Below are 21987 nucleotides of genomic sequence, written 5' to 3' on the forward strand. Positions count from 1 at the left end.
GTTGCAGGCGGCGGCGTCCGTCCTGCGGGAGCGCGAGCAGACCCGAAGCGGTGGTCGGCCGCCCGTCCGGGGTGACGGTGCGGTAGACGAGCCGGTAGGTGTCGGTGCCCGTGGTGGGAGCGGCGGACGGGTAGCCGTGGCGGACGAGGTAGTCGGCGGTGGCCTCCCGGGAGAGGGAGGTCAGCGCCTCGGCGGAGACCAGGCTCCCCCGGGTGTCGTGCGGGGCGGCGGCGACGGCCGTCGAGGTGAGGGCCGGGGTGAGGGCCAGGGCGAGGGCGACTGCGGTGGTGAGTACGGCGGTTCGCACGGAGGTCTCCAGCGGGTCGGGCGGCCGGGAGCGGCCGTCTGCTCCGCCATGGTCCTTCGCGGAGGAGGCCGGGCGAATCGCGCTGCGGAGTGGTCCGCAGTGTCACTCCCACGAGTGACGAGGGCTCAGGTGTCCGTCCCGGGGACCACCAGGCCGCACTCGTAGGCGAGGATCGCGGCCTGGGCGCGGTCGCGCAGCCCGAGCTTGGTCAGGATGCGGCTGACGTGCGTCTTGACGGTGTGTTCGGTGACCACCAGGAGCGCCGCGATCTCCGCGTTGGAGAGGCCCTGCGCCAGGCAGCGCAGGGTCTCGCGCTCGCGGGCGGTGAGGGCGCCGAGCCGCGCGCCGCCGTCGGACGGGGCGGTGCGGGGGAGGGGCGCGCGGGGGACCCGGCGGGTGTAGTCGGCGATCAGGCGGCGGGTGACCGAGGGCGACAGCAGCGCCTCGCCCGCCGCGACCACCCGGACGGCGTGGACGAAGTCGTCCCGCCGCACCGTCTTCAGCAGGAAGCCGCCGGCCCCGGCGTAGAGCGCGTCGTAGACGTACTCGTCCGCGTCGAAGGTGGTGAGCACCAGCACCCGGCACGGAGAACCCTCGGCGGCCAGCGCCCTCGCCACCTCGATGCCGTCCGTTCCGGGCATGCGGATGTCCAGCACCAGCACGTCCGGCCGCAGCGACCGCACCAGCGCGAGCGCCTCGGCGCCGTCGGCCGCCTCGCCCACCACCTCGATGTCGGGCTGCACGTCGAGCATCATCACGAAGCCGCTGCGCACCAGCTCCTGGTCGTCCGCGACCACCACCCGGATCGTCACCGCGGACCTCCGGTGGGCAGGGGGAGACGGAGGACGAGCTCGAAGCCGGGCAGCCCGTCGGCGCGGGGCCCGGCCGTGGCGGTGCCGCCGCAGCCGGCGGCGCGTCGGCGCAGCCCGGCCAGGCCCCGGCCGCCGCCGGTGGTCGGGGCGGTGGTGGGAGTGGCGGCCGGGCCGGGTCCGTCGTCGGTCACGGTGACGGTCAACTCGCCCTCCTGCCAGTGGAGTCGGACGGCCACGGAGGCGGCCCGGGCGTGGCGGACGGCATTGGTCAGGCCTTCCTGGACGGCGCGGTAGACCGCCAGCTGGACGTCGGGCGGCAGACGCCGGGGTTCACCGGACACCTCGTGGGACACGGCCAGGCCGGTCCGGCGCACGCCGTCCACCAGGGCGGGCAGCTCCGCGAGGGTGGGCTGCGGGGCGCGCGGAGCGGGGTCGTCCTCCCCGGTGCCGAGCGCGGTGAGGATGCGCTGCAGCTGGACGGTGGCGTCGCGGCCCGCGTTGGCGATCGCCTCGAAGGCGGCGAGGGCCCGGTGCGGGGCGTGCTCGACCATCAACGGGCCCGCCTCCGCCTGAACGGTCATCAGGACGACGGCGTGGGCCAGCACGTCGTGCATCTCGCGGGCGATCCTGGCCCGCTCCTCCGCCGCTGCCCGCTCGGCCTCGGCGGTCGCCCGCCGGGCCTCTGCCGTCGCCCGCTGCGCCTCGGCGGTCGCCCGCCGGGCCTCGGCCTCGGCGCGGGCCGCCTCCAGGTCGCGTTCGGCCTCGACGCGGCGCAGGTGGTCCCGCCGGACCCGGGCGGCGGTGCCGGAGGCGGCGGCAGCGGCGAAGGACATCAGGTAGAAGGCGGCGTCCTGGACCTGATGGTGCTTCAGGGCCTCCACCAGGAGCACCACCGGCACGGCCACCACCGCGATCCCGGTGAGCGCCAGGCGGCGGTGGCGCGAGCCGTACGCGAAGGCGCTGTACATCGCGACGAACGCCGCGTACGGGAACGGCTGCCCCGGCCGCTTGTACAGCACCGCCGCCGTCCCGACCAGGGCGACGAACACCAGCACCGCGAACGGCCAGCGGCGCCGCCACACCAGGGCCCAGACGGCGCCGCTGGTGAGCAGGAAGCCGAGCAGGCTGAGGTCCGCGGTGCCCGGAGCCAGGAACGGGATCGCGACCAGGGCCTGGACGAGCAGCGCGATCCCGAGGTCCGTGAGATACGGGCTGCGGTCGCGGTCCGGGTGACGGCCGGTCAACGGCCCAGCACCGCGCCACCGTTGAGGCCGATGATCTGGCCGGTGAGGTAGCCGGCGGCGGGTGAGGCGAGGTAGGCGACGGCGGCCGCCACGTCCTCCGGGGTACCGGCCCGGCCGACCAGGGTGTCGGCGACCTTGGCGGCGTGGAACTCCGGGCTCCACTGCTCGCCGAAGATCTCGGTGTCGGCGATGTAGCCGGGCGCCAGGACGTTCACCGTGATGCCCTCGGGGCCGAGTTGGCGGGCCAGGCCGAGCGCCCAGCCGTGCACGGCCGCCTTGGCGGCGGCGTAGGAGCCCGCCGAGTGCGGGCCGGCGCCGCCGCGCTGGGCGGCCGCCGAACTGATCATCACCAGGCGGGCCCCGGGACGGCGGAACTGTGCCGTCAGCGCGGTGGTGAGCAGCACGGTGGTCAGCAGGTTGGTGTCGAGATCGTGCCGCCAGGACGCGGCGAGCGCGGCGAGCGAGTCGTCCGCGGGGCGGGTGATGATGGCGCCGGCGTTGTTCACCAGCACGTCCACGGGCCCGAGTTCGGCGATCCGCTCGGCCGCCCGGCCCACCTGGACGGGGTCGGTCAGGTCGGCGGCGACCGGGACGACGCGGTCGCCGCCGATCTCCTCGGCCGCCGCCGCCAGCACCTCGGCCCGGCGGCCGATCACCACCACCCGGTGCCCGGCCTCCGCCAGCTCCCGGGCGATCGCCTTCCCGATCCCCGTCCCGCCACCCGACACCACCGCAAGCCGGTCCGACATGCACTCCCCCTTGATCAACAGTCAGTCAGGGGCGAAGCCTAGCCCGGCCCGGAAGCCTCCCCGCGAGCCGGGCGTGCGGACCGGGCGCGCGTGCGGCTCAGCTGGTGGGCGAGCCGAGGAACTTGGCCGGGGCCAGGGCGAGGAACCGCTGCACCGCCGTGCCCAGCAGGGCCTCCGTCGGGTCCCCGGTCTCCGTCACCAGGCTGCGGAAGGTCAGTTCCAGCGCCCGGTCGCCGTCGCGCACCAGCAGGGTGGTGATCCGGGCCTGCGGGGGCGTCACCGGCGAGCATCGTGCGCATCAGCGCCTCGTCGCCGAAGCGCTGCTCCACCGAGAGCGGCTCGCAGGGGTCCGCCTCGGGGGCCACCAGCCGCACGGCGAACTCCTGGTCACCGAAGCTCATCGTCCAGCCGGTGCACTCGGTGTACACCCGCCGCATGTCCGCCATCCAGGAGACGGCGGCTCCCGCCACCCGCTCCGAGACGCCCACGTCCACGACGACCGACGCGTCGGCGTTGACGAACGAGGTCCTGACCTCCCGTGCCGCCTTGTCGCCGAACGCCCGGTTCAGCACGGCCGTGAGCTCCGGCGTCGGGCCGGTCATCGGCGGCGGGTCCTCGTCGGACGACGCGGCGGCCATCTCGGTGAAGTCCCCCAGGCCCGCCGGGGCCAGGTCCGCCGCTGCGGCCAGCAGCCGCACGAGGTCCTCGGGACGGACCGCCGAGGATGACGAATCGTCAGACATGTTCACAGGAGCCCCCATCGTCGTGTGACGCACACAGCTTGATGATCAACACCGTAGTGCACGGCCGCCCCACGAGGCCGAATGGCCCGGTCAGGTGAACCGGCCGCATGCGGGCGACCGTACGGGGCAGGCTGGTGGTGAGCCGAGGGAAGGGAGTGAGGGGTGGGAGAGCGCGAGGCGGACCACGCCGAGCAGTTGAGTGAGGCCCTCACGGTGCTGGGAGTCGGCTGGCAGCCGGACCGGGTCACCGACGAGGTGACGCGGGCGGTGATGCTCGCCACCGCGCTGCTCGGCGCGGCGGAGGCGCACCTGGTCCGCGCCGAGCTGGACGCGCGGCGTTCGGGCGCCGACACGGCGGCGCTGCGCAGCGCGTACGGGCCGGTCCGGGGCGAGGTGGTCGCCGACGCGCTGCCGCAGGCGCCGGACGCGGAGCGGCTGCTGCTGGTGCTGCGGCTCGGGTTGCTGGTCGCCGACCTCAGCCGGGCCGCCGGGCCGGACGAACGGGCCCCGGACATCGAGGCCCTGGCCGCCGCCCGTGACCTGGTCAGCGCGGCGGTCGCGACCGTCACCCACCACTACGCCGCCTCCTTCGCCGCGGACTCCGGCGTGCTCTCGGCCGCCGAGGCGCTCGAACTGGCCCGCACCATGGCCTCCCAGGCGGCCGGCCGTCTCACCCGGCTGACGGGAGACGGCTGACGGCTGGTGGGTGATGGCTGACGAGGCCGGGTCGGGAGAAGGGGATGCCAACCGACGGGTGGGGACGGCCCTCCGGCGAGGTCCGTCCCGGGCCGTCCCGGCGAGCGCCGTCGAGTCGGAGACCCCTAACCCAGGAAGGCGGCCAGTTCGGCGTTGAAGCGGGCGGGCTGCTCCAGGTTCGGGTAGTGGGCGGCGTTCGGGATGCTGACGGTGCGTCCGCCGGGGATGCCCGCCATCAGCCGGGCCGCCATGGCGAGGTTGTCCGGGCCGTCGACGGCGCCGTTGATCGCCAGGGAGGGGAGGGCGAGGCCGGTGGCGCGCTGCCAGGTGTCGGTGACGGGGAGGCGGTGGTCGGGTTCGTCGAGGGTGTGCTTGGCGATGGTGTCCAGGGTCATGGTCCGCAGCAGGGCCATGGCGGTGGGGTCGACCTCGGACGGCTCGCGTTCCGGGCCGGCGGCGAAGCGCAGCAGCACGTCGGCGGTGGCGTCCGGGTCGGCGGCCGCCATGGCCTCCGCCAGATCGGCGAACACGGCCAGGTTCCACGGGTGTTCGAACTCCGGCTCGCTGGTGCCCGCGCCGCTGACCACGAGCGCGCGGGTCAGCTCCGGGTACTCCAGCGCGCAGTCGACCGCCGTCGCCGCACCCATCGAGAGCCCGACCAGCACGGTGGGGCCGGTGTCCAGTCCGTTCACCAGCGCGGCGAGGTCGTCCACCGGGCGGTAGGGGCGGGTGGCGTTGGAGGAGGTGCCGTGTCCCCGGGCGTCGAAGGCGATCACCCGGTGGGTCGGCGCGAAGTGCCGGAACTGCTCCTCCCACAGGCGGTGGTCGAGGAACCCACCGTGCAGGAAGACCAGCGGCGGGCCGGAACCGGCCTCACGGTAGCTCAGGTGACCGTCCTCGGTGGGGAGTTGGCGGATCGGTACGTCGGCGAAGTATCCGGGCATGGCAACCAGGGTGCCACCCTGCGGCCGCCGTGGCGACCGACCCGTCCGGGGTGTCGCGTGGTTCCCCGGGGCGGCCCGTCGGCGTAGCGTGGCCCCGTGAACACGGAATCGTCCTCCCGGCACGACGTCGTGATCGTCGGTGGCGGGCACAACGGGTTGGTCGCGGCGGCGTACCTGGCGCGGGCCGGGCAGCGGGTGCTGGTGCTGGAACGCCTGCCGCACGTGGGCGGGGCCGCCGTGTCGGCCCGGGCCTTCGCAGGGGTGGACGCGCGGCTGTCGCGGTACTCGTACCTGGTGAGCCTGCTGCCGCACCGCGTGGTGCGCGAGCTCGGGCTGAAGCTGGACCTGCGCCGCCGCCGGATCTCCTCGTACACGCCCGTCGTCCGGGACGGCAAGCCGACCGGGCTGCTGGTGGACGCCGCCGACGCCGAGCGCACCCGGGAGTCGTTCCGTTCCCTGACCGGTGACGAACGGGAGTGGCGGGCCTGGCAGGAGTTCTACGGCACCACGGCGCGCCTCGCGCAGCGGGTGTTCCCGACGCTCACCGAGCCGCTGCCGTCGAAGGCGGCGCTGCGCGGGCTGGTCGGTGACGACGCCGCCTGGGAGGCGTTCGTCGAGCGCCCGTTGGGCGAGGTGGTCGAGCGGACCTTCGCCGACGACACGGTGCGCGGGGTCGTCCTCACGGACGCGCTGATCGGCACCTTCACCCACGCCCACGACCCCTCCCTGCGGCAGAACACCTGCTTCCTCTACCACGTGATCGGCAACGGCACCGGCGACTGGGACGTCCCGGCCGGCGGCATGGGGGCGGTGACCTCCGCGCTGGCCGAGGCGGCGCTGGCGGCCGGAGCGGAGATCCGGACCGGCTGCGAGGTCACCGCCGTGGCCACCGACGGCGTCGGCGAGGCCGAGGTGACGTACCGTCACCGGGACGGCGAGGGGCTGGCGGTGGGCCGGCGGGTGCTGGTGAACGCTGCCCCCGCCGTGCTGGAGCGCCTGCTCGGGCAGGAACCGGGCCCCGGGCCGGGGGCCGGAGGGCGCCCAGCTCAAGGTCAACATGGTGCTGCGCCGCCTGCCGCGACTGCGCGACGCCGCCGCCGACCCGCGCGACGCCTTCGCGGGCACCTTCCACATCGCCGAGGGCTACCGGCAGTTGGCCACCGCCTACACCGAGGCGGCCGCGGGACGGATCCCCTCCGCGCCGCCCTCCGAGATCTACTGCCACACCCTCACCGACCCGTCGATCCTCGGGCCCGAGGCGCTCGGGCAGGGCCTCCAGACCCTCACCCTGTTCGGACTCCACATGCCCGCACGGCTGTTCACCGACCCGGCGGCGAAGGAGCGCGCCCTGGCGGCCGGCCTGGCGGAGCTCGACGCGGTGCTGGCCGAACCGATCGCCGACTGCCTGGCCCTGGACGCGGACGGGCGCCCGTGCGTGGAGGCGAAGACCCCGCTCGACCTGGAGCGAGAGATCGGCCTCCCGGGCGGCCACATCTTCCACCGCGACCTCGCCTTCCCCTTCGCGGCCGACGGGGAGGAGAACTCCGGTGGCGCCGCCGCCCGCTGGGGCGTGGCGACCGCGCACGCCAACGTGCTGCTCTGCGGGGCGGGCGCGGTCCGCGGCGGCGGTGTCAGCGGCATCCCCGGGCACAACGCGGCCAAGGCCGTGCTGGAGGAGTCGACGGGCTGAGCACGGACGGCTTCCGGGCCGGCGGTTCGGCGGGCCTGCCCGGGCAGCGGGGCCGTTGACGACGGCACCGGGCAGACGGAGGTCTGCCGCTCTCAGGACACCGCTTCCCCCTCGGAGCCGCCGCCCCCGCCGGAGGCGGTGAGCAGGGCGCGGGTGAGCTCGGCTCGCAGGCGGGCGAACTCGGCGGTGCCGCGCAGGGCCGCCACGTCCGTGTGCTCGCCGCGTTCCAGGCAGATCGACACCTGGGCCGCCACCCGGCCCGGGTCGGCGGCCATCACCAGGACCCGGGAGCCGAGCAGCACCGCCTCCTCCGCCGAGTGGGTCACGAAGAGCACGGTGGTGCCGGTGCGGTCGGCCAGGGTGCGCAGCTCCTCCTGGAGCCGCTCCCTGGTGATCGCGTCCAGCGCGGCGAACGGCTCGTCCAGCAGCAGGAGCCGGGGCTCCCCGGCCAGCGCGCGGGCGATCGCCACCCGCTGCTGCTGGCCGCCGGAGAGCTCCCAGGTGCGGCGGCCCTCGAACCCGGGCAGGCCGACCAGATCGAGCAACTCCTCGGTACGGGAAGCCCGCAGGCCCCGCGGCAGCCCGTGGCGGGCCAGGGCGAAGGAGAGGTTGCCGCCGACGGTGCGCCAGGGGAAGAGCCGCGGCTGCTGGAAGACCAGCCCGGTGCCCCGGCCGGGTGCGGGGTCCGTGCCCCGGACCAGGGCCGTTCCGGTGGTCGCCCGTGTTCGAATCCGGCGACCACCCGCAGCAGGGTGGTCTTCCCGCAGCCGGACGGGCCGACCAGCACCACGAACTCGCCCTCCGCCACCGTGAGCGAGACGTCCTGGACGGCGGTGACCGGCGAGCGTGCGGGCCCGTAACGGACGCCGACCGCGTGCAGATCGATCGCGGGCACGTCCGTGGCCGGTGCGGCGTGCGGCAGGGGGAGTTCAGCCGTTGGCACGGGCCAGCTCCTCCACTGCGAGGCCCTTGGCGAAGACCGAGGCGTCCGGGACGGCGTCGATCTTCTGCTGGGTCTTCAGGAACTCTGCGGCGTCGCGCAGGTTGGCCGCCAGCCTGCCCGGCGCGCCGGGCTTGCCGAGGTACTCCGGGCCGGCCTGCTCGGCGGCGGTGAGCAGGACCAGCTGCCCGAGTTCGGCCTTGGCCTGCGCGGCGGGGATGTCGAGCTGCCGTCCGATCGACTCGGCGGCGGCCGCCGGGTCGCCCTTCGCCAGCTTCACGGCCTGGTCCTGCGCCTTGACCCAGGCGGTGACCACCTCGGGGTGCGCGGCCGCGAAGGAGTCGGTCACCACCCCGAGGTCGGCGGTGGGCTTGCCCTGCTCGGCCAGCTGCTGACTGGTGATCAGGACCTTGCCGGTCTTCTCCAGCTCGGTGAGCACCGGGGTCCAGACGTACGCGGCGTCGATGTCGCCCCGGGTCCAGGCGGGCCTGGACGTCCTGCGGCTGGAGGTCGACGGTCTGCACCTGGGCCGGGTCCACTCCCGCCGCCTTGAGCGCGGCCAGCAGGGAGTAGTGCGCGGTGGAGCCGAAACGGGGTGGCCACCTTCTTCCCGGCCAGCTGCCGGACCTCGGTGATCCCGCCACGGGCGACCAGGGCCTCGTTGGCGCCGATCAGGTCGTGGATCCAGAGCACCTTGTAGGGGATGTTCAGCGGCGCGGACAGACCCTTGGTGACCGGGCTGGACCCGGCCAGGCCCAGGTCGACGGCGCCGGCGATGACGGCCGTGTTGACGTCCCCGCCGGAGCTGAACTTGACCCACTTGACCTCGGCGTCGGGCAGCGCCTGCTCCAGCAGGCGCCTGTCCTTCACCACGAGGTCGGCGTTGGGGGATGTCCTGGTAGGCGATCCGGACCACCGTTCTGCCCTTCCCGCCGCCGCTGCCGGAGTCGTCACTGCCGAGCCCGCAGGCGGAGGTGGCCAGCAGGGTGACGGCGGTGGTGGCGGCGAGCAGGACGAGGCGGCGGGAGGGCATGGTTGTTCTCCTTGAACGGTGAAGGTCGGTAACGGAGTCGGCTGTTCTCAGGCCCGGCCGCGCCATGGCACCAGGGCGCGCTCGGCGGCCTTCAGCAGGCCGTCCAGCGCCAGGCCGGACAGGCCGATGGTGATGATCCCGACGATGACGACGGCGGTGGCGTTGTAGCGCTGGGCGTCGCGGATCATGCCGCCGATGCCCGGGACGCCGTTGATGGTCTCGGCCGCGACCACCGAGGTGTAGGCGATGCCGACCGCGATCCGCACGCCGGTGAGGATCTCCGGCAGCGCGGCCGGCAGCATCACACCGCTGAGCAGCGAGGCGCGCCCCGATCCCAACGCCCGTGCCGCCTCGACCAGATCGCGCGGGACGCCGCGGACGGCGGCGGCGGTGGCGGCCGCGACCGGGGGGAGGGCGGCGATCAGCAGCAGCCAGACCTTGGGCTGCTCGTCGATGCCGAACCAGATCACCAGCAGGCTCAGGTAGGCCAGCGGTGGCAGGGTGCGCAGGAAGGTGACCGCCGGTTCGAGCACCACGGCGAGCGGGCGGACCAGACCGATGGCCAGGCCGAGCGGAATCCCGAACAGCACGGCGTAGCCGGTGCCCAGGCCGATCCGGCGCAGGCTCACGGCCAAGTGCTCGATCAGCAGGTGGCCGCCGTAGCCGCGGGCGCCGTCGTGCACGGTGGAGGTGACCACGAACTGGTGCCAGACCGCCCCGGGAGAGGGGACCAGGACCGGGGGCCAGACCTCGAACGTGACCACTGCCTGCCAGGTGGCGAGCAGGGTGGCCAGGGCCAGCGCACGGAGCGCGAGCCAGCGCAGCGCAGTGGCCCTCGGCGTGGGCTTGAGCCCTCGTGCCGGCTTCGGTGTCACGGTCGGGCCGCCCGCCGGACCAGGTCGCGGAAGAGGGGCGCGACCTGTTCGCCGACCCGGTAGGCCTCCTCCAGGTGCGGGTACCCGGAGAGGATGAACTCGTCGATGCCCAACTCCCAGTACTCGGCGAGGCGTTCGGCCACCTCGCGGTGGGAGCCGACCAGGGCGGTGCCGGCGCCCTCGCGGACCAGGCCGATTCCGGCCCAGAGGTTGGGCGACACTTCCAGAGCCGCTGTCCCGCCCTCGGCCCGGCCGCCGTGCAGGGCGGTCATCCGGGCCTGGCCGGTGGAGTCCATGCCGGCGAAGCGGCGCTGACTGGCCGCCACGGCGTCCGGGTCGAGCCCCGAGAGGATCCGTCCGGCCTCGCTCCAGGCCTCGGCCGCGGTGTCGCGGGCGATGACGTGCAGTCGCAGGCCGTAGCGCAGGTGCCGGCTGTGTGCGGCGGCCAGCGGCCGCAGGCGTTCGATCCGCTCGCGCAGCGCCGACGGTGGTTCGCCCCAGAGGAGTTGGACGTCCGCGCGGCGGGCGGCGACCTGCTCGGCCGCCGGGCTGGCGCCGCCGAAGTACAGCGGGACGGGGTGGCCGAGGGAGGGCGCCACGAGGGCGGCGTTCTCCAGCCGGAGGTGGGCCCCGTCGTGGTCGACCGTCCGGCCGTCGAGCAGGTCGCGCAGCACCGCCATCACCTCGTCGGTGCGGGCGTAGCGGTCGTCGTGGGCCAACTGGTCGCCGTAGGCTCGCTGTTCGGCCGGGTCGCCGCCGGTGACCACGTTCAGGCGGAGCCTGCCGCCGGCGAACCTCCGGAAGGCGTCGGCCTGTTGGGCCAGCAGGGTGGGGCTGGTGAAACCGGCCCGGAAGGCGATCAGGAAGCCGATCGTGCTGGTGTGCTGGGTCAGCGCGGCGCCGAGGATCCAGGGATCCACGCAGCCCAGGCCGACCGGCGCGAGCAGCGAGGTGAACCCGGCCTGTTCGGCCGCCTTCGCCACCTGGGCCAGGTAGCCGATGTCGGCGGCCCGGCTGACGGCCGCTCCGGTCCGGCCCTGGACGGCGGTGACCCCGCCGGGGTCGAGGCCGTCGCCTCCGGTGGGCAGGAACCAGTGCAGCAGGGGGTCGGGGCGGGTGGCTGGGGCGTGCGCGGGCATGGCGGGTCCTCGGGCGGAGAGGTACGGGAGTGCACCGGGATGCGCCGACCGTGCCGCTTGCGGCGGCGGACGGGCGGTCGGTTGCTCGGACGGGCGTGACCAGGACGACGGCGCCGGGGGGCGACGGCGGGGGCGTGCGGAGGGGGACGCGGGAACGGGCGGGGCCACGACGGCCGTGCGGCGGTTCCGGTGGGTCAGTTCACTGCCTGCGCAGGGGTCAACAGCAGGCGCGGTGAACGCTGACGGCCCGACACATCATGGTCGTGACACGCAGGAGGTCCACGTGGCGACGGGTGATGAGGTAGGGGGCCATGCGGCGATCCTGGGCGGACCGGTCGGGCGCTGGCAACACCGTCTCACATACTGGTTCGGAACGTTCCGATCCCTGGTCGGCCCGATCGAGGGGTGACGCGGGATCAGGCGGGACTCCGCGCAGGGCCGGAGGTCACGGATGCGGGCGCCGGACCTGCGGCAAAACGTCTGATGGGCTGTGACTTCCGCCACAGTGGCCCTGTGTGAGGCTTGTTCAACTGCCGTGCGGGACAAGTGAAAGCGCAGGTCGAGGCCGTTCTCGGAGGTCTGGACCAGGCGGCGGTGTTCGAAACGGCTTGGCGTGCGCGAAGCGCGGGGCCCTAACCTGCCCGCCATGTCTCAGAACACGAACACCCCGGGCATCCCCGGGCAGCCGGCCGCGGCGGCCGGTGACTCCGCCAAGATCCAGCGCCAGGTGCAGCAGCAGGCCGGCGTCGGCCCGATCGGCGGGGGCGGCGGCACCCTCTTCTCCGAGCCGGTCCTGGTGGTGAACCAGAAGGCCAAGCTCATCGAGCTGACCAACGAGTACTCGGTCTTCGACCAGCAGGGCGCCACCCTCGGCTCGGTGGTCCAGGTCGGCCAGAGCGGTCTGCGGAAGGTCATCCGTCTGCTCTTCTCGATCGACCAGTACCTGACCCACAAGCTGGAGATCCGGGACGCGCAGGGCACCCCCGTGCTGCTGCTCACCCGCCCGGCGAAGTTCATCAAGTCCCGTGTCATCGTGGCGCGTCCGGACGGCACCGAGATCGGCCAGATCGTCCAGCAGAACGCGATCGGGAAGATCAACTTCGCGCTGGAGGTCGGCGGCCGGAAGATCGGCGCCGTCAAGGCCGAGAACTGGCGCGCCTGGAACTTCGCGATCGTCGACGAGACCGACACCGAGATCGCCCGGATCACCAAGACCTGGGAGGGCCTGGCCAAGACCATGTTCACCACGGCCGACAACTACGTCCTCCAGGTCCACCGCCCGCTCCCCGACCCGCTGATCAGCCTGGTCGTGGCGACCGCTCTCACGGTGGGACACCGCCCTCAAGCAGGACGCCCGCGGCCTCGGCTGACCGCCGCCCCCGCAGATCCTCCGCCCCACCCCCGACCGGGGGTGGGGCGCTTGGGCTTCAACTGCCCTGCGACTGCCCGGAGTAGGGTCGACGGTCCAGGCTGTCCGGTGTCACGATCGGCGTGGGGTGACCGTGCGCGCCGAAGGCAGAGGTCTCGAAATCCTCGAGGGACTCCAGTACCAGCGTGGCGATCGCGAAGCGCGGATCGCGGCGATCAGCGGCCTCCGGGACGGCGACGACCGTCATCCGGGCCGACACCCCGGCGATGACGCCGTTGAGCGAATCCTCGAACACGAGGCATTCGTCGGGTGACGCACCGAGGGCGGCGGCTGCGCGGAGATAGGCGCCCGGGTGCGGCTTGCCGTGTTCGTCGTCCTCGGCCGAGAACACGGCATCGAAGAACCGGTCGAGACCGGTGCTCGCGAGCGCGGCCCGGATCACCGACTCCGGCGACGACGACACGACGGCCATGGCCCTCGATGCACGCGCGCACGCTGCGACGGCGTCTTCGGCACCGGCTTTCGGTGCCACTCCCTCCAGCCCACGGCACACGGCGGCCACGATCCGCTGCTCGACGTCGTCGGGGTCGGCTCGAAGGGCGGCCCGCTCGAACCAGTAGGCCACCATGATCCGTGGGTCGGCGGGCCGAAAGTCCGTCGACTGTACTGCCGGGGTGTGATCAACTGTGCGGCGGCCTGCCGGGCGGGGCGGGCAAGGCCTGCGCGGCGCTGGCGGCCGGCCACCGGCGACGGGACGGGGGCGGTTCCCGCCTCGGCCGGGATCGAATACCTCCTGCCGTTGGGCAACACCGTGACGCTACGGACGCGGCGCACGGTGGTCTGCGCCTTCGTGGAACCGACGACCGGCTGGACGGGAGGCCTGCCCGAGGGTTCGTCCACGCCGAATCGGTAGGCCTCCGGCAGTCTGAGGTCGATGGAGAGAAAGTTCCTGCCCCTGCGGTCTGTGGTGTTTTCCCGAATGGGCAGGAATTGGCTGCGGATTGTGCCCTGAAGGGACGTTGGCGGCCCAATTTCCAGCTGTGGCCGACGAGTTCCGCCGAATGCCGCTGCTACAGTTCCGCCTCCGTATCCCGATCGGATTGTCGACCCAGGTGATTTGGAGTTTTCGTTGAACGTTCGTAAGCCGGCTGCTGCGGCTGCTCTGGTGTGTGCCGTCCTCGCGTTGTCGGCCTGCGGTTCCGGCAGCAAGCCCGCCGCCGCTCCGGCCGCGTCCACGCCCGTTGCCCCGGTGTCGCCGACGGCGGGTGGCGGTGCTCAGGCGTCCGCTCCGGCGGCGTCGGCGGGTGCGTCGACGGGTGCCTCGGCGGGTGCGTCGAAGAGCGCTCCGGCGAACGGCGGGAAGGCGGCTGCGGATCTCCAGCCCTGCTACAGCGCGGAGAAGCAGAGCGACGCCAAGGCGGAGGTGATCGCGCTGGACGCGAGTGCGAGCCCGCGGATCACGGCGGTGCTGAAGATCACCAGCACTGCCGCGCAGGACTGCGTGGTGTACGGCGGTCCGGACGTCCGGATCGAGAACGGTGCGCCCGTGTTCTCGAAGCTGAACTCCGCTCAGCTCGGGAGCGGCACCTTCGCCGGCGACAAGGCCCACGGCGTGGTCCTGCACAAGGGTGGGGCGCTCTTCCAGCCGCTCGCCTGGTGGGCCTCCCCGCCGGCCGCCGACACCCCGAACGCCGCGTGCACCACCGGCACGATGCTGGCGTTCTCGTACGCGGAGGAGGCCATGGTGCTGGCCGCGCCGGTGAAGGACCTGAGGGTCTGCCCGGAGCGGCAGCAGGGGTCGGCGCAGGCGCGGATCGGTGTGCCGCAGGCGAGCGAGGCCGAGGCCAAGGCCCAGCTGAAGGCTGCCGCGAAGTAGGGGTGGGCGGCGCTCCCCGGCGGACCTCTGCGGCGTCGGCCGGGTCCGGTCCGGCGGGGAGCCCGTTCGGTCGTGGCGGTTGGCCTGCGGAGGCCCGGCCGGCCGGGTGGACGTGAACCGGATCCCGGGGTGGGTCGGTGGTGGTCAGGGGCTTGGTACGGTTCTGGTGCACGTCCTGGCCGGTGGGAGTCCTGCGTGGTCTCGGGCGGTGGCGGGGGCAACCATGACGACTCCGATCTGAGTAATGAGGACTGCGGTGCTGGTTTCTGTGGTGATGCCGGTTCACAACTCGGCGGCCACGCTGGGGGCGTCGGTGCGCTCCGTGCTGGCGCAGACCCACGCCGACGTGGAGCTGCTGGTCACCGACGACGCGTCCACGGACGAGTCGATGGAGATGCTGCGGGAGCTGGCGCGCCAGGACGAGCGGGTCAAGCCGGAGGCGGCGCCCGGGCAGGGCGGTGCGGCCAAGGCGCGGAACCTGGCGCTGGCGCGGGCGCAGGGCGACTACGTGGCGTTCCTCGACAGCGATGACATGTGGCTGCCGGAGAAGCTGGAGAAGCAGCTGGCGTTCGCGGCGGAGGGGGACGCGCCGCTGACCTTCACCTCGTACTACAAGGTGGACGGGGACTACGTCGGCGAGGCCGCCGACTTCGTGCCGAACGGGCGCGTCGTCGAGGCGCGGGAGCGCGTGACGTACCGGGAGATGCTGCAGCAGGACCACATCGGGGCGCTGACCGCGATGTACGACCGGGCGGCGCTCGGGACGCGGCTGATGCCGGACATGCCGAAGCGGCAGGACTACGCGCTCTGGCTGGCGATCATGCGGGACGGGCGCCCCGCCCGGGGCCTGCGGGAGCCGCTGGCGGTCTACCGGGCCGGGCGGGCGGGGTCGCTGTCGTCCAACAAGCTGAACCTGGTCGGGCACAACTGGCGGCTGTACCGGGAGTTCGAGCACCTGTCGCTGATGCGGTCGACGCGGGCGCTGGCCGGTGCGGCCTGGCACTCGGTGCGGAAGTCCCGCATCTGACCTCGAGTCTTCGCGACGGCCTGTCAGCTCGCCTGGCAGGCCGTTTCGGCTTTCTCCGTTGGTGACGGTGACGTCCGTGTGCCTGGTGGCCGACCTCTCGACGCGGGTCTCGATGTCGGGTGAAGGCCGTTCGGTGCGTCAGGCCTCGGGGAGGTGGGCGGCGACGAGGGTGGCGAAGTCCTCGGGGGTGAGGATGCGGATGTTGAGCTCCTCGGCCTTGGTGCGCTTGGAGCCGGCCTTCTCGCCCGCCACCAGCAGGGTGGTGCGCTTGGAGACGGAGGAGGAGGCCTTGCCGCCGGCGCGCTCGATGAGTTCGTTCATCTCGTTGCGGGAGAGGGCGGCGAGGGCGCCGGTCATGGAGCCGGTGACGACGACGGCTTCGCCGGAGAGGGGGCCGGAGGGGGCGGTGGGGGAGTCCGGGGAGGGGGTGGCGGGGAGGACGGGCTCGGTGATCTGGGTGCCGACGTTCTGGGCCGTCAGCTTGTCGAGGAGGGGGGCGAGTTCGAGGAGTTCGGCGGCGACGACGCGGGCCTTCTCGGTGCCGATGCCGGGGACCTGGGCGAGGGTGTCGGCGTCGGCCGCGCGGATGGCGGCGAGCGAGCCGAAGTGGGCGGCCAGGCGGCGGGACATGGTGCGGCCGGTGCCGCGGACGCCGAGGGCGCAGAAGACGCGGTTGAGCGGCTGGCTGCGGGCGGTCTCGATGGCGGCGAGGAGGTTGTCGGCGGAGGTGTCGCCCATCCGCTCCAGCGTGAGGAGCTGATCCCGGGTCAGCGTGAAGAGGTCGGCGATGTCGGTGACCAGGCCGGACTCGACGAGCTGGACGGCGCGGGTGTGGCCGAGGCCCTCGATGTCGAGCTGGTCGCGGCCGGCGGCGTAGATGACCGAGGCGACGGCCTGGCAGTTGCGGCCGCGGACGCAGCGCCAGCGCTGCTCGGAGGCGTCGATCTCGTCGCCGCAGCGGGGGCAGGCGGCGGGGAAGACGATCGCGGTCTCGGCGCCGGTGCGCTGGTCGGCGAGCGGGGCCTCGACGCGGGGGATGACGTCGCCGGCGCGGTAGACGAAGACCTGGTCACCGATCATCAGGCCGCGGCGGGTGATGTCGGCGGGGTTGTGGAGGGTGGCGTAGGTGACGGTGACGCCGTCGATGACCACCGGCTCCAGGACGGCGCGCGGGGCGATGATGCCGGTGCGGCCGACGTTCCACTCCACCTCCAGCAGGCGGGTGACCTTGTGCTCGGCGGCGAGCTTGCGGGCCACCGCCCAGCGCGGGGCGCGGGAGCCGGAGCCGGCCTGGTGGCGGTCGGCGGCGGTGTCGGCCTTGACCACGACGCCGTCGATGCCGAAGGGGAGGGCGCTGCGCAGGGCGGCGATCTCGTCGATGCGCTGCTGGGCGGCGTCCAGGGTCTCGCAGCGGAGCGGGGCGGCGGCGGTGGTCGCGGCGGTGTTGGCGCCGAGCACGGCCAGGGAGGCGAGCAGCTCGCTGTGGGAGAGGTCGAGGTCGAGGCCGATGGCGTCGTACGCGAAGAAGGTGAGCTCGATCCGGTAGGGGCGGTCCTTGGCGCGGAGCGTCCCGGCGGCGCCGCTGCGCGGGTGGGCGAAGGCGGGGGCCTCGTGGGCGAGGCGGATCCGGTTCGCCTCCTCGAACTGGGCGGTGGTGAGCAGGACTTCGCCGCGCAGCTCGACGTCGATCGGCTCGCTGAGGACGGCGGGCAGGCCGAGGATGGCGTCGGCGGCGTGGGTGATGTCCTCGCCGGCCAGGCCGTCGCCGCGGGTGAGCATCTGGACCAGCTTGCCGCCCTGGTAGCGGGCGGCCATCGCGAGGCCGTCGAGCTTGGGCTCCACGCACCAGGCGGCCACCGGGCGGCCGAGGCGGCGCTCCAGGCCGGCGGCCCAGTCGGTGAGCTCCTGGGCGTCGAAGACGTTGTCGAGGGAGAGCATCGGCACCGAGTGCGGCACGTCGCCCTGGACGGCGCCGCCGGCCACCTTGCCGGTGGGGGAGTCGGGCAGGACCTCGGTGGGGTGCTCGTCCTCGTAGGCGGTGATGGCGCGCAGGAGGGCGTCGTACTCGTCGTCGCCGAGCGGCGTGGTGCCGTCGGTGTAGTACGCGGCCGAAGCCGCGACCGCGGTGGCGACCGCGTCGGCGTAGTCGGCAGGGGAGAGCAGCGGCGAGGTGGTGTCCGTCATGGGAACCATCATCCTGACCAGCACTGACAATCGAGCGGAGCGCGCACCGCGCGCGTGGGACGTGTTCTGACGAGGCTTCATCCGGCGGCCTCCGCAGCGGTCAGCCGGCCGCGAGGGCCTCCGCTTCGGCGGTGTAGAGCTCGGCGGGGTCGAAGCCCATGCCGGTGAAGTGGCCCGCCAGTTCGAGGGAGATCACGCCGTGCAGGCGGGTCCAGAAGGTGAGGGCGCGGCGGAGGGCCGAGGGCGGGGCCGGGTGCTCTCCGGCCCAGGCCCGGTGCTCGGCCAGGTGCCGGTCGAGCGGGGTGGGCGGGGTGGGCGGGGTGGCGGGGGGCTGCGCGGCGGTGTGGGCGTCGAGGAGCACCGTCATGACCTCGGCGGCGATCCGCGTGGTGGCCTCGGGGGCGTGGTAGCCGGGTACGGGCGTGCCGTAGATCAGGAAGTAGCGCTGGGGGTCGGCCAGGGCCCAGCGGCGCAGGGCGTGGGCGAGGCCGACGAGGTCGGCGCCGGCCGCGGCGGCCTCCTGGACGGCGTCCGCCATGCCGCGGTAGGCGTCCTTGACGAGTTCGCTGATCAGCTCGTCGCGGTTGGCGAAGTAGCGGTAGAGGGCCGGTCCGCTCATGCCCATCTGCTTGGCGATGGCGTTGAGGGACAGGGCGGAGGCCCCGGCGGCGGCGACCTGCGTCCAGGCGTGCTGCTTGATCTCTTCCTGCACCTGGGCGCGGTAGCGCTCCCGCGGCGTCCTGGTGTCCACGTCGTTGCTCCCCGGGTTGCGGGCCGTCAGTTCAGTTAGAGGTTATCACTGGAGCTCTTGACTCTCACTCGGCCGGTACGTTAGAACTTATAACGAACGCGAAAGCATCTACCGAGAAGGTCGTGAGGATCATGGGAAACGCACAGCTCGTCGAGGTCGTCCTGCCCGGCGTCGTGGCTCCGGAGGGCCTGCAGATCCGTCAGGGGGCCGTTCCGGCGGCCGGTCCGGGGCAGGTCGTGATCGCCATGGAGGCGACGGGCGTGTCGTTCGCCGAGCAGCAGATGCGCCGTGGGCGGTACTACGACCAGCCGCCGTTCCCGTTCGTGCCGGGGTACGACCTGGTGGGCCGGGTCCTGACGGCCGGTCAGGGTGTGGATCCGGCCCTGGTGGGCCGCCGGGTCGCCGTGCTGATGAAGGTGGGCGGGTGGGCCAGTCACGTGGTGGTCGACGCCAGGGACGCGGTCGAGGTCCCGGACGGCCTCACGGCGGCGGAGGCCGAGACCGCGGTGCTCAACGGGATCACCGCCTGGCAGATGCTGCACCGCAAGGCCCGGGTGCGCGCCGGGCAGACCGTGCTGGTGCACGGCGCGAGCGGCGGCGTGGGCTCCGTCCTGGTCCAACTCGCCCGTGCGGCAGGCGTGAAGGTGATAGGTACCGCCTCCGTCCGGCACCACGACAGCCTGCGCGAGCGCGGGGTGGTCCCGGTCGACTACCGCGACGGCGACGTGCCCGCCCGGGTCCGGGAGCTGGCGCCCGGTGGCGTGGACGCCGTCTTCGACCACCTCGGCGGCCGGAGCGTCATCGACTCCTGGCACCTGCTCGCCCCCGGCGGGGCCCTGGTCGCCTACGGAAGCGCCTCCACCCGTGACGACACCGGCTCCAAGCAGTGGCCCGTCCTGAAGATCCTCGGCCGCGTCTGGCTGTGGAACGCCCTGCCCAACCGGCGCCGCGCGTACTTCTACAACGTCTGGGCCGGCCGGGCCCTGAGCGCGGCCCGCTTCCGCGCCCGGCTGCGGGCCGACCTCACCGAGGTCTTCGCCGCCGTACTCCGGGGTGAGGTCGCCGCCCCCGTCGCCGCGACCCTGCCGCTCGCCCAGGCCGCCGAGGCGCTGCGCCTCGCCGAGTCGAGCACCGTCACCGGCAAGATCGTCCTCACTCCCTGAGGCGCCCTCGCTGTCCACATACATGGACGCTGAATTTATTTCCGCCTCCTGTCTTGACCTGTGGAGGACTGGTCTACACCATGAGGGCCATCCCTTTCCCCCACACCAGGGAGGAACTACCTTGCCCAGCAAGCCCCTTGGGGCCCTCATGTCCGCAGCGGCGCTCGCCACCACGGCCGCCCTGCTGCTCTCCTTCGGGCCGGCCGCCCAGGCCGGCGCCACTGCCGCTGCCGGCGGCCTGGACCTGTCCGCAGCCAACCGCCGTGCCCCGATCCCCGGGCTGTACGACTGGTCGAAGGCCGGGTACCGGGGCGGCGCCGACCTGCCCGGGCCCGCTCAGACCACCCCGGACGCGGCCTGTCAGATCACCGCCGCCGAGCTGGCCGGCCAGTTCGGCGTGAAGCCGGACGACGGGGCCGACGACACCGCCGGCCTGCAGCGGGCGATCGACCAGATCCGCACCGGCTGCTCCCCGGCCGCCGGGTACGACCGGTTGTCACTGATCACGCTGCCCGCCGGGGTGCTCAACGTGTCCCACCAGATCGGTGTGGACGCCGACTTCCTGACGATCCGTGGAGCGGGCAGCGGTGCGGGCGGCACCCGGATCGTCTTCCGGCCGGACGCCGACACGCGCTACGACACCCTGACCGAGGACGGTTCGGACTGGGACGAGGACGGCATGACCTCGGGTTCGGCCAAGGGCGGCTGGACGTGGCCGGGCCGCGGGGTCTTCCGGGTCCAGTCCCGGGCGGTGCACTCGAGTTACGCGTCCGAGTACGCGGCCGCCGCCGCCAACCGCAAGGACCTGTTCGAGGGGACGGTCAACGTCCACTGGAAGGCCGGCCTGAAGCTCCGCGAGAAGGCGGGCGGGGCGGGCTTCGCGGCCCGGACCGGGGACACCGTGGTCCCGCTGGCCACCGGCAGTGCGCTCACCGGGCTCCAGGTCGGCGGGCTGGTGAACATCCGGGCGGCCAACTCGCTGAAGTTCTACGCCGAACAGGACATCCAGCCGGGCGACGGCACGCTCCAGAACATCCACATGCGGCAGCAGATCTTCACCGTGACCGCGATCGACTCCGCCAACCGGACCATCACGCTGAACAAGCCGCTGGAGTACGACGTCCCGGTCGACTCCGTCTCGGACGGCTCCGCGCCGATCGACGGCGCGGCGTACGCCTCGAAGGCCTCCCCGATCGTCGACCCGGTGCTCGGCGTGGGCCTGGAGGACTTCGCGCTGACCCAGGACGAGCCCGGGCTGAGCGCCGCCGACGCCGTGCACAACTACGGCAACATGTCGCCCAGTGAGGCCATCCACGGCATCGTCCTCAAGTGGGCGGCCGACTCCTGGGTGCGCGGGGTGCGGACCGAGATGACCGGCTCGCACCCGATCGTCACGGAGGAGGCCTACCACGTCCAGATCGTGAACAATCAGCTCGACGGGTCGTGGAACAAGGGCAAGGGCGGCAACGGCTACTTCCGCGGCTCCCCGGTCTGGGACTCCCTCTACGCCGGCAACACCTCCCGGAACCTGCGGCACTTCACCTTCCAGTGGTCCGCCTCGGGCAACGTCGCGATCGGCAACGACTTCGACTCCGACCTGAACCTGCACGGGGGTTGGGAGCGCAACAACCTCTTCGAGCTGAACACGGTGGCGGTGCCGTACGACCACCGCTCGGCCAACTGCCGTGCCAACTGCGGCGAGGAGGGCGGGGGAGGCACCGACGCCTCCACCTGGTACCCGATCTGGTGGGCCGCCGGGAAGAAGGCCGTGAAGTGGTCGGGCTCCAGCGGGCCGCGCAACGTCTTCTTCGGCAACACCATGACCAAGCAGACGGCCGCCGGTGCGGCGTACACCCCGTACTACGCGGACCGGCAGCGGATCTACCAGTTCGGCTGGAGCGGGACCGCCTGGAAGCACCTGGACACGGGCGGGACGGCGATCCCGGACTGGGCCGGTCGTGAGCAGCTCGACTACACGGGTGGGCACGGCGTCGACGCGACGAGGACGGACGGCGGGCCCTCGCTCTTCCTGAAGACGGTGGGCACCTCCACCCCGAGCCCGAGCCCGAGCCCGAGCCCGAGCCCGAGCACGTCGCCGTCGAGCTCGCCGTCCCCGTCCCCGTCGACGTCGCCGACCACCGGCTGCCTGACGGCCCGGACGGTGAAGTCCTCGACCTGGAGCTCGGGTTACGGCATGGACGTGTTCGTGAAGAACAACTGCGCCGCCGCCCGCCAGGGCTGGACGGTGGAGTTCGACCTCCCGGCGGGCACCACCGTGTCCTCCAGCTGGTCCGCCGTCAGGACGCAGAGCGGGCAGCACTACACGTTCACCAACGTGGGCTGGAACGGCACCATCGCCCCCGGAGCCGAGCAGGGCTTCGGGTTCAACGCCGCCGGGACGGGTCTGCCCACCGCGCTGACCGCACGGTGACCCGGGCCCTGCGC

Annotated in this window: 18 protein-coding genes and 4 pseudogenes; 8 read left to right on the top strand and 14 right to left on the bottom strand. The window is 73.3% G+C overall.

The genetic code is table 11. The features are described from left to right. From ABD946_RS08145 to ABD946_RS08165, 5 genes and pseudogenes are all read right to left on the bottom strand, one after another. Positions 1-307, bottom strand: a pseudogene (locus ABD946_RS08145) (hypothetical protein); the annotation flags it as partial. Between the two features lie 125 nt (positions 308-432). After that, positions 433-1119, bottom strand: a complete 687-nt coding sequence (locus ABD946_RS08150) for a response regulator (RefSeq protein ID WP_345281496.1) — start codon at positions 1117-1119, stop codon at positions 433-435. Further along, complete coding sequence (locus ABD946_RS08155; protein WP_345281498.1) at positions 1116-2363, bottom strand: sensor histidine kinase; 1248 nt, start codon at positions 2361-2363, stop codon at positions 1116-1118. The genes ABD946_RS08150 and ABD946_RS08155 overlap by 4 nt, the downstream gene beginning before the upstream one ends. Continuing rightward, entirely contained in the window at positions 2360-3112 is a 753-nt protein-coding gene (locus tag ABD946_RS08160) for an SDR family NAD(P)-dependent oxidoreductase (RefSeq protein ID WP_345281500.1), read from the bottom strand. The genes ABD946_RS08155 and ABD946_RS08160 overlap by 4 nt, the downstream gene beginning before the upstream one ends. A gap of 97 nt (positions 3113-3209) precedes the next feature. Further along, the gene (locus tag ABD946_RS08165) at positions 3210-3392 is read right to left on the bottom strand and encodes a hypothetical protein (RefSeq protein ID WP_345281502.1); all 183 of its coding nucleotides are present in this window, start codon (positions 3390-3392) and stop codon (positions 3210-3212) included. An 11-nt stretch (positions 3393-3403) separates the two neighbouring features. On the opposite strand from ABD946_RS08165, the gene ABD946_RS08170 reads away from it, so the two are divergent. Both ABD946_RS08170 and ABD946_RS08175 read left to right on the top strand, forming a co-directional pair. Then, positions 3404-3883, top strand: coding sequence for a hypothetical protein (locus ABD946_RS08170; protein ID WP_345281504.1), 480 nt, complete (start codon positions 3404-3406; stop codon positions 3881-3883). Positions 3884-4017: 134 nt separating this feature from the next. Beyond that, positions 4018-4551, top strand: a complete 534-nt coding sequence (locus ABD946_RS08175; RefSeq protein ID WP_345281506.1) for a hypothetical protein — start codon at positions 4018-4020, stop codon at positions 4549-4551. Positions 4552-4676: 125 nt separating this feature from the next. Here the strand turns inward: ABD946_RS08175 and ABD946_RS08180 are convergent, their stop codons facing one another. Beyond that, entirely contained in the window at positions 4677-5495 is an 819-nt protein-coding gene (locus tag ABD946_RS08180; protein WP_345281508.1) for an alpha/beta fold hydrolase, read from the bottom strand. A 96-nt stretch (positions 5496-5591) separates the two neighbouring features. On the opposite strand from ABD946_RS08180, the pseudogene ABD946_RS08185 reads away from it, so the two are divergent. Further along, positions 5592-7185 (top strand): annotated as a pseudogene (locus tag ABD946_RS08185) (phytoene desaturase family protein). Positions 7186-7277: 92 nt separating this feature from the next. Here the strand turns inward: ABD946_RS08185 and ABD946_RS08190 are convergent. The 5 genes and pseudogenes from ABD946_RS08190 to ABD946_RS08210 form a co-directional block, all read right to left on the bottom strand. Further along, positions 7278-8107, bottom strand: a pseudogene (locus tag ABD946_RS08190) (ABC transporter ATP-binding protein). Between the two features lie 7 nt (positions 8108-8114). Beyond that, the gene (locus ABD946_RS08195) at positions 8115-8564 is read right to left on the bottom strand and encodes a hypothetical protein (protein ID WP_345281510.1); all 450 of its coding nucleotides are present in this window, start codon (positions 8562-8564) and stop codon (positions 8115-8117) included. Further along, the gene (locus ABD946_RS08200; protein WP_345281512.1) at positions 8528-8998 is read right to left on the bottom strand and encodes a type 2 periplasmic-binding domain-containing protein; all 471 of its coding nucleotides are present in this window, start codon (positions 8996-8998) and stop codon (positions 8528-8530) included. Before ABD946_RS08200 ends, ABD946_RS08195 begins: the two co-directional genes overlap by 37 nt. 207 nt (positions 8999-9205) lie before the next feature. Continuing rightward, on the bottom strand, positions 9206-10033 hold the full coding sequence (locus tag ABD946_RS08205; RefSeq protein WP_345281514.1) for an ABC transporter permease: 828 nt from the start codon (positions 10031-10033) through the stop codon (positions 9206-9208). Beyond that, positions 10030-11172 (bottom strand): LLM class flavin-dependent oxidoreductase, encoded by a 1143-nt coding sequence (locus tag ABD946_RS08210; RefSeq protein WP_345281516.1) that lies wholly within the window; start codon positions 11170-11172, stop codon positions 10030-10032. Before ABD946_RS08210 ends, ABD946_RS08205 begins: the two co-directional genes overlap by 4 nt. Positions 11173-11869: 697 nt before the next feature. Here ABD946_RS08210 and ABD946_RS08215 point away from each other — a divergent pair. Beyond that, positions 11870-12542: pseudogene (locus tag ABD946_RS08215) on the top strand (LURP-one-related/scramblase family protein); the annotation flags it as partial. Positions 12543-12599: 57 nt separating this feature from the next. Here the strand turns inward: ABD946_RS08215 and ABD946_RS08220 are convergent. Beyond that, a complete protein-coding gene (locus ABD946_RS08220; protein WP_345281518.1) occupies positions 12600-13169 on the bottom strand; it encodes an HAD family hydrolase in 570 nt (189 codons plus the stop codon). Positions 13170-13670: 501 nt separating this feature from the next. On the opposite strand from ABD946_RS08220, the gene ABD946_RS08225 reads away from it, so the two are divergent. Then, on the top strand, positions 13671-14417 hold the full coding sequence (locus ABD946_RS08225) for a hypothetical protein (RefSeq protein WP_345281520.1): 747 nt from the start codon (positions 13671-13673) through the stop codon (positions 14415-14417). A 274-nt stretch (positions 14418-14691) separates the two neighbouring features. Continuing rightward, on the top strand, positions 14692-15444 hold the full coding sequence (locus tag ABD946_RS08230; protein WP_345281645.1) for a glycosyltransferase family 2 protein: 753 nt from the start codon (positions 14692-14694) through the stop codon (positions 15442-15444). Positions 15445-15582: 138 nt separating this feature from the next. Here ABD946_RS08230 and ligA read toward each other — a convergent pair whose 3' ends face one another. Together ligA and ABD946_RS08240 are read right to left on the bottom strand one after the other, a co-directional pair. Further along, complete coding sequence (gene ligA, locus ABD946_RS08235; RefSeq protein ID WP_345281647.1) at positions 15583-17637, bottom strand: NAD-dependent DNA ligase LigA; 2055 nt, start codon at positions 17635-17637, stop codon at positions 15583-15585. A 91-nt stretch (positions 17638-17728) separates the two neighbouring features. After that, positions 17729-18379: a TetR/AcrR family transcriptional regulator gene (locus ABD946_RS08240; protein ID WP_345281523.1), complete on the bottom strand. Its 651-nt coding sequence runs from the start codon at positions 18377-18379 to the stop codon at positions 17729-17731. A gap of 131 nt (positions 18380-18510) precedes the next feature. Between ABD946_RS08240 and ABD946_RS08245 the strand changes: the two genes are divergently transcribed. Together ABD946_RS08245 and ABD946_RS08250 are read left to right on the top strand one after the other, a co-directional pair. Further along, complete coding sequence (locus ABD946_RS08245) at positions 18511-19542, top strand: medium chain dehydrogenase/reductase family protein (protein ID WP_345281525.1); 1032 nt, start codon at positions 18511-18513, stop codon at positions 19540-19542. Between the two features lie 148 nt (positions 19543-19690). Next, entirely contained in the window at positions 19691-21973 is a 2283-nt protein-coding gene (locus tag ABD946_RS08250; protein ID WP_345281527.1) for a cellulose binding domain-containing protein, read from the top strand. Positions 21974-21987: the final 14 nt, after the last annotated feature.

Source organism: Kitasatospora albolonga, assembly GCF_039535905.1.
In the GTDB taxonomy this organism is placed as follows: Bacteria; Actinomycetota; Actinomycetes; order Streptomycetales; family Streptomycetaceae; genus Kitasatospora; species Kitasatospora albolonga.

Coding starts and splice junctions, on each gene's coding strand:
- ABD946_RS08230 (WP_345281645.1), top strand. CDS start 14,692: ATGCCGGTTCACAACTCGGCGGCCACGCTGGGGGCGTCGGTGCGCTCC.
- ABD946_RS08160 (WP_345281500.1), bottom strand. CDS start 3,112: ATGTCGGACCGGCTTGCGGTGGTGTCGGGTGGCGGGACGGGGATCGGG.
- ABD946_RS08250 (WP_345281527.1), top strand. CDS start 19,691: ATGTCCGCAGCGGCGCTCGCCACCACGGCCGCCCTGCTGCTCTCCTTC.
- ABD946_RS08210 (WP_345281516.1), bottom strand. CDS start 11,172: ATGCCCGCGCACGCCCCAGCCACCCGCCCCGACCCCCTGCTGCACTGG.
- ABD946_RS08180 (WP_345281508.1), bottom strand. CDS start 5,495: ATGCCCGGATACTTCGCCGACGTACCGATCCGCCAACTCCCCACCGAG.
- ligA (WP_345281647.1), bottom strand. CDS start 17,637: ATGGTTCCCATGACGGACACCACCTCGCCGCTGCTCTCCCCTGCCGAC.
- ABD946_RS08220 (WP_345281518.1), bottom strand. CDS start 13,169: ATGGTGGCCTACTGGTTCGAGCGGGCCGCCCTTCGAGCCGACCCCGAC.
- ABD946_RS08245 (WP_345281525.1), top strand. CDS start 18,511: ATGGGAAACGCACAGCTCGTCGAGGTCGTCCTGCCCGGCGTCGTGGCT.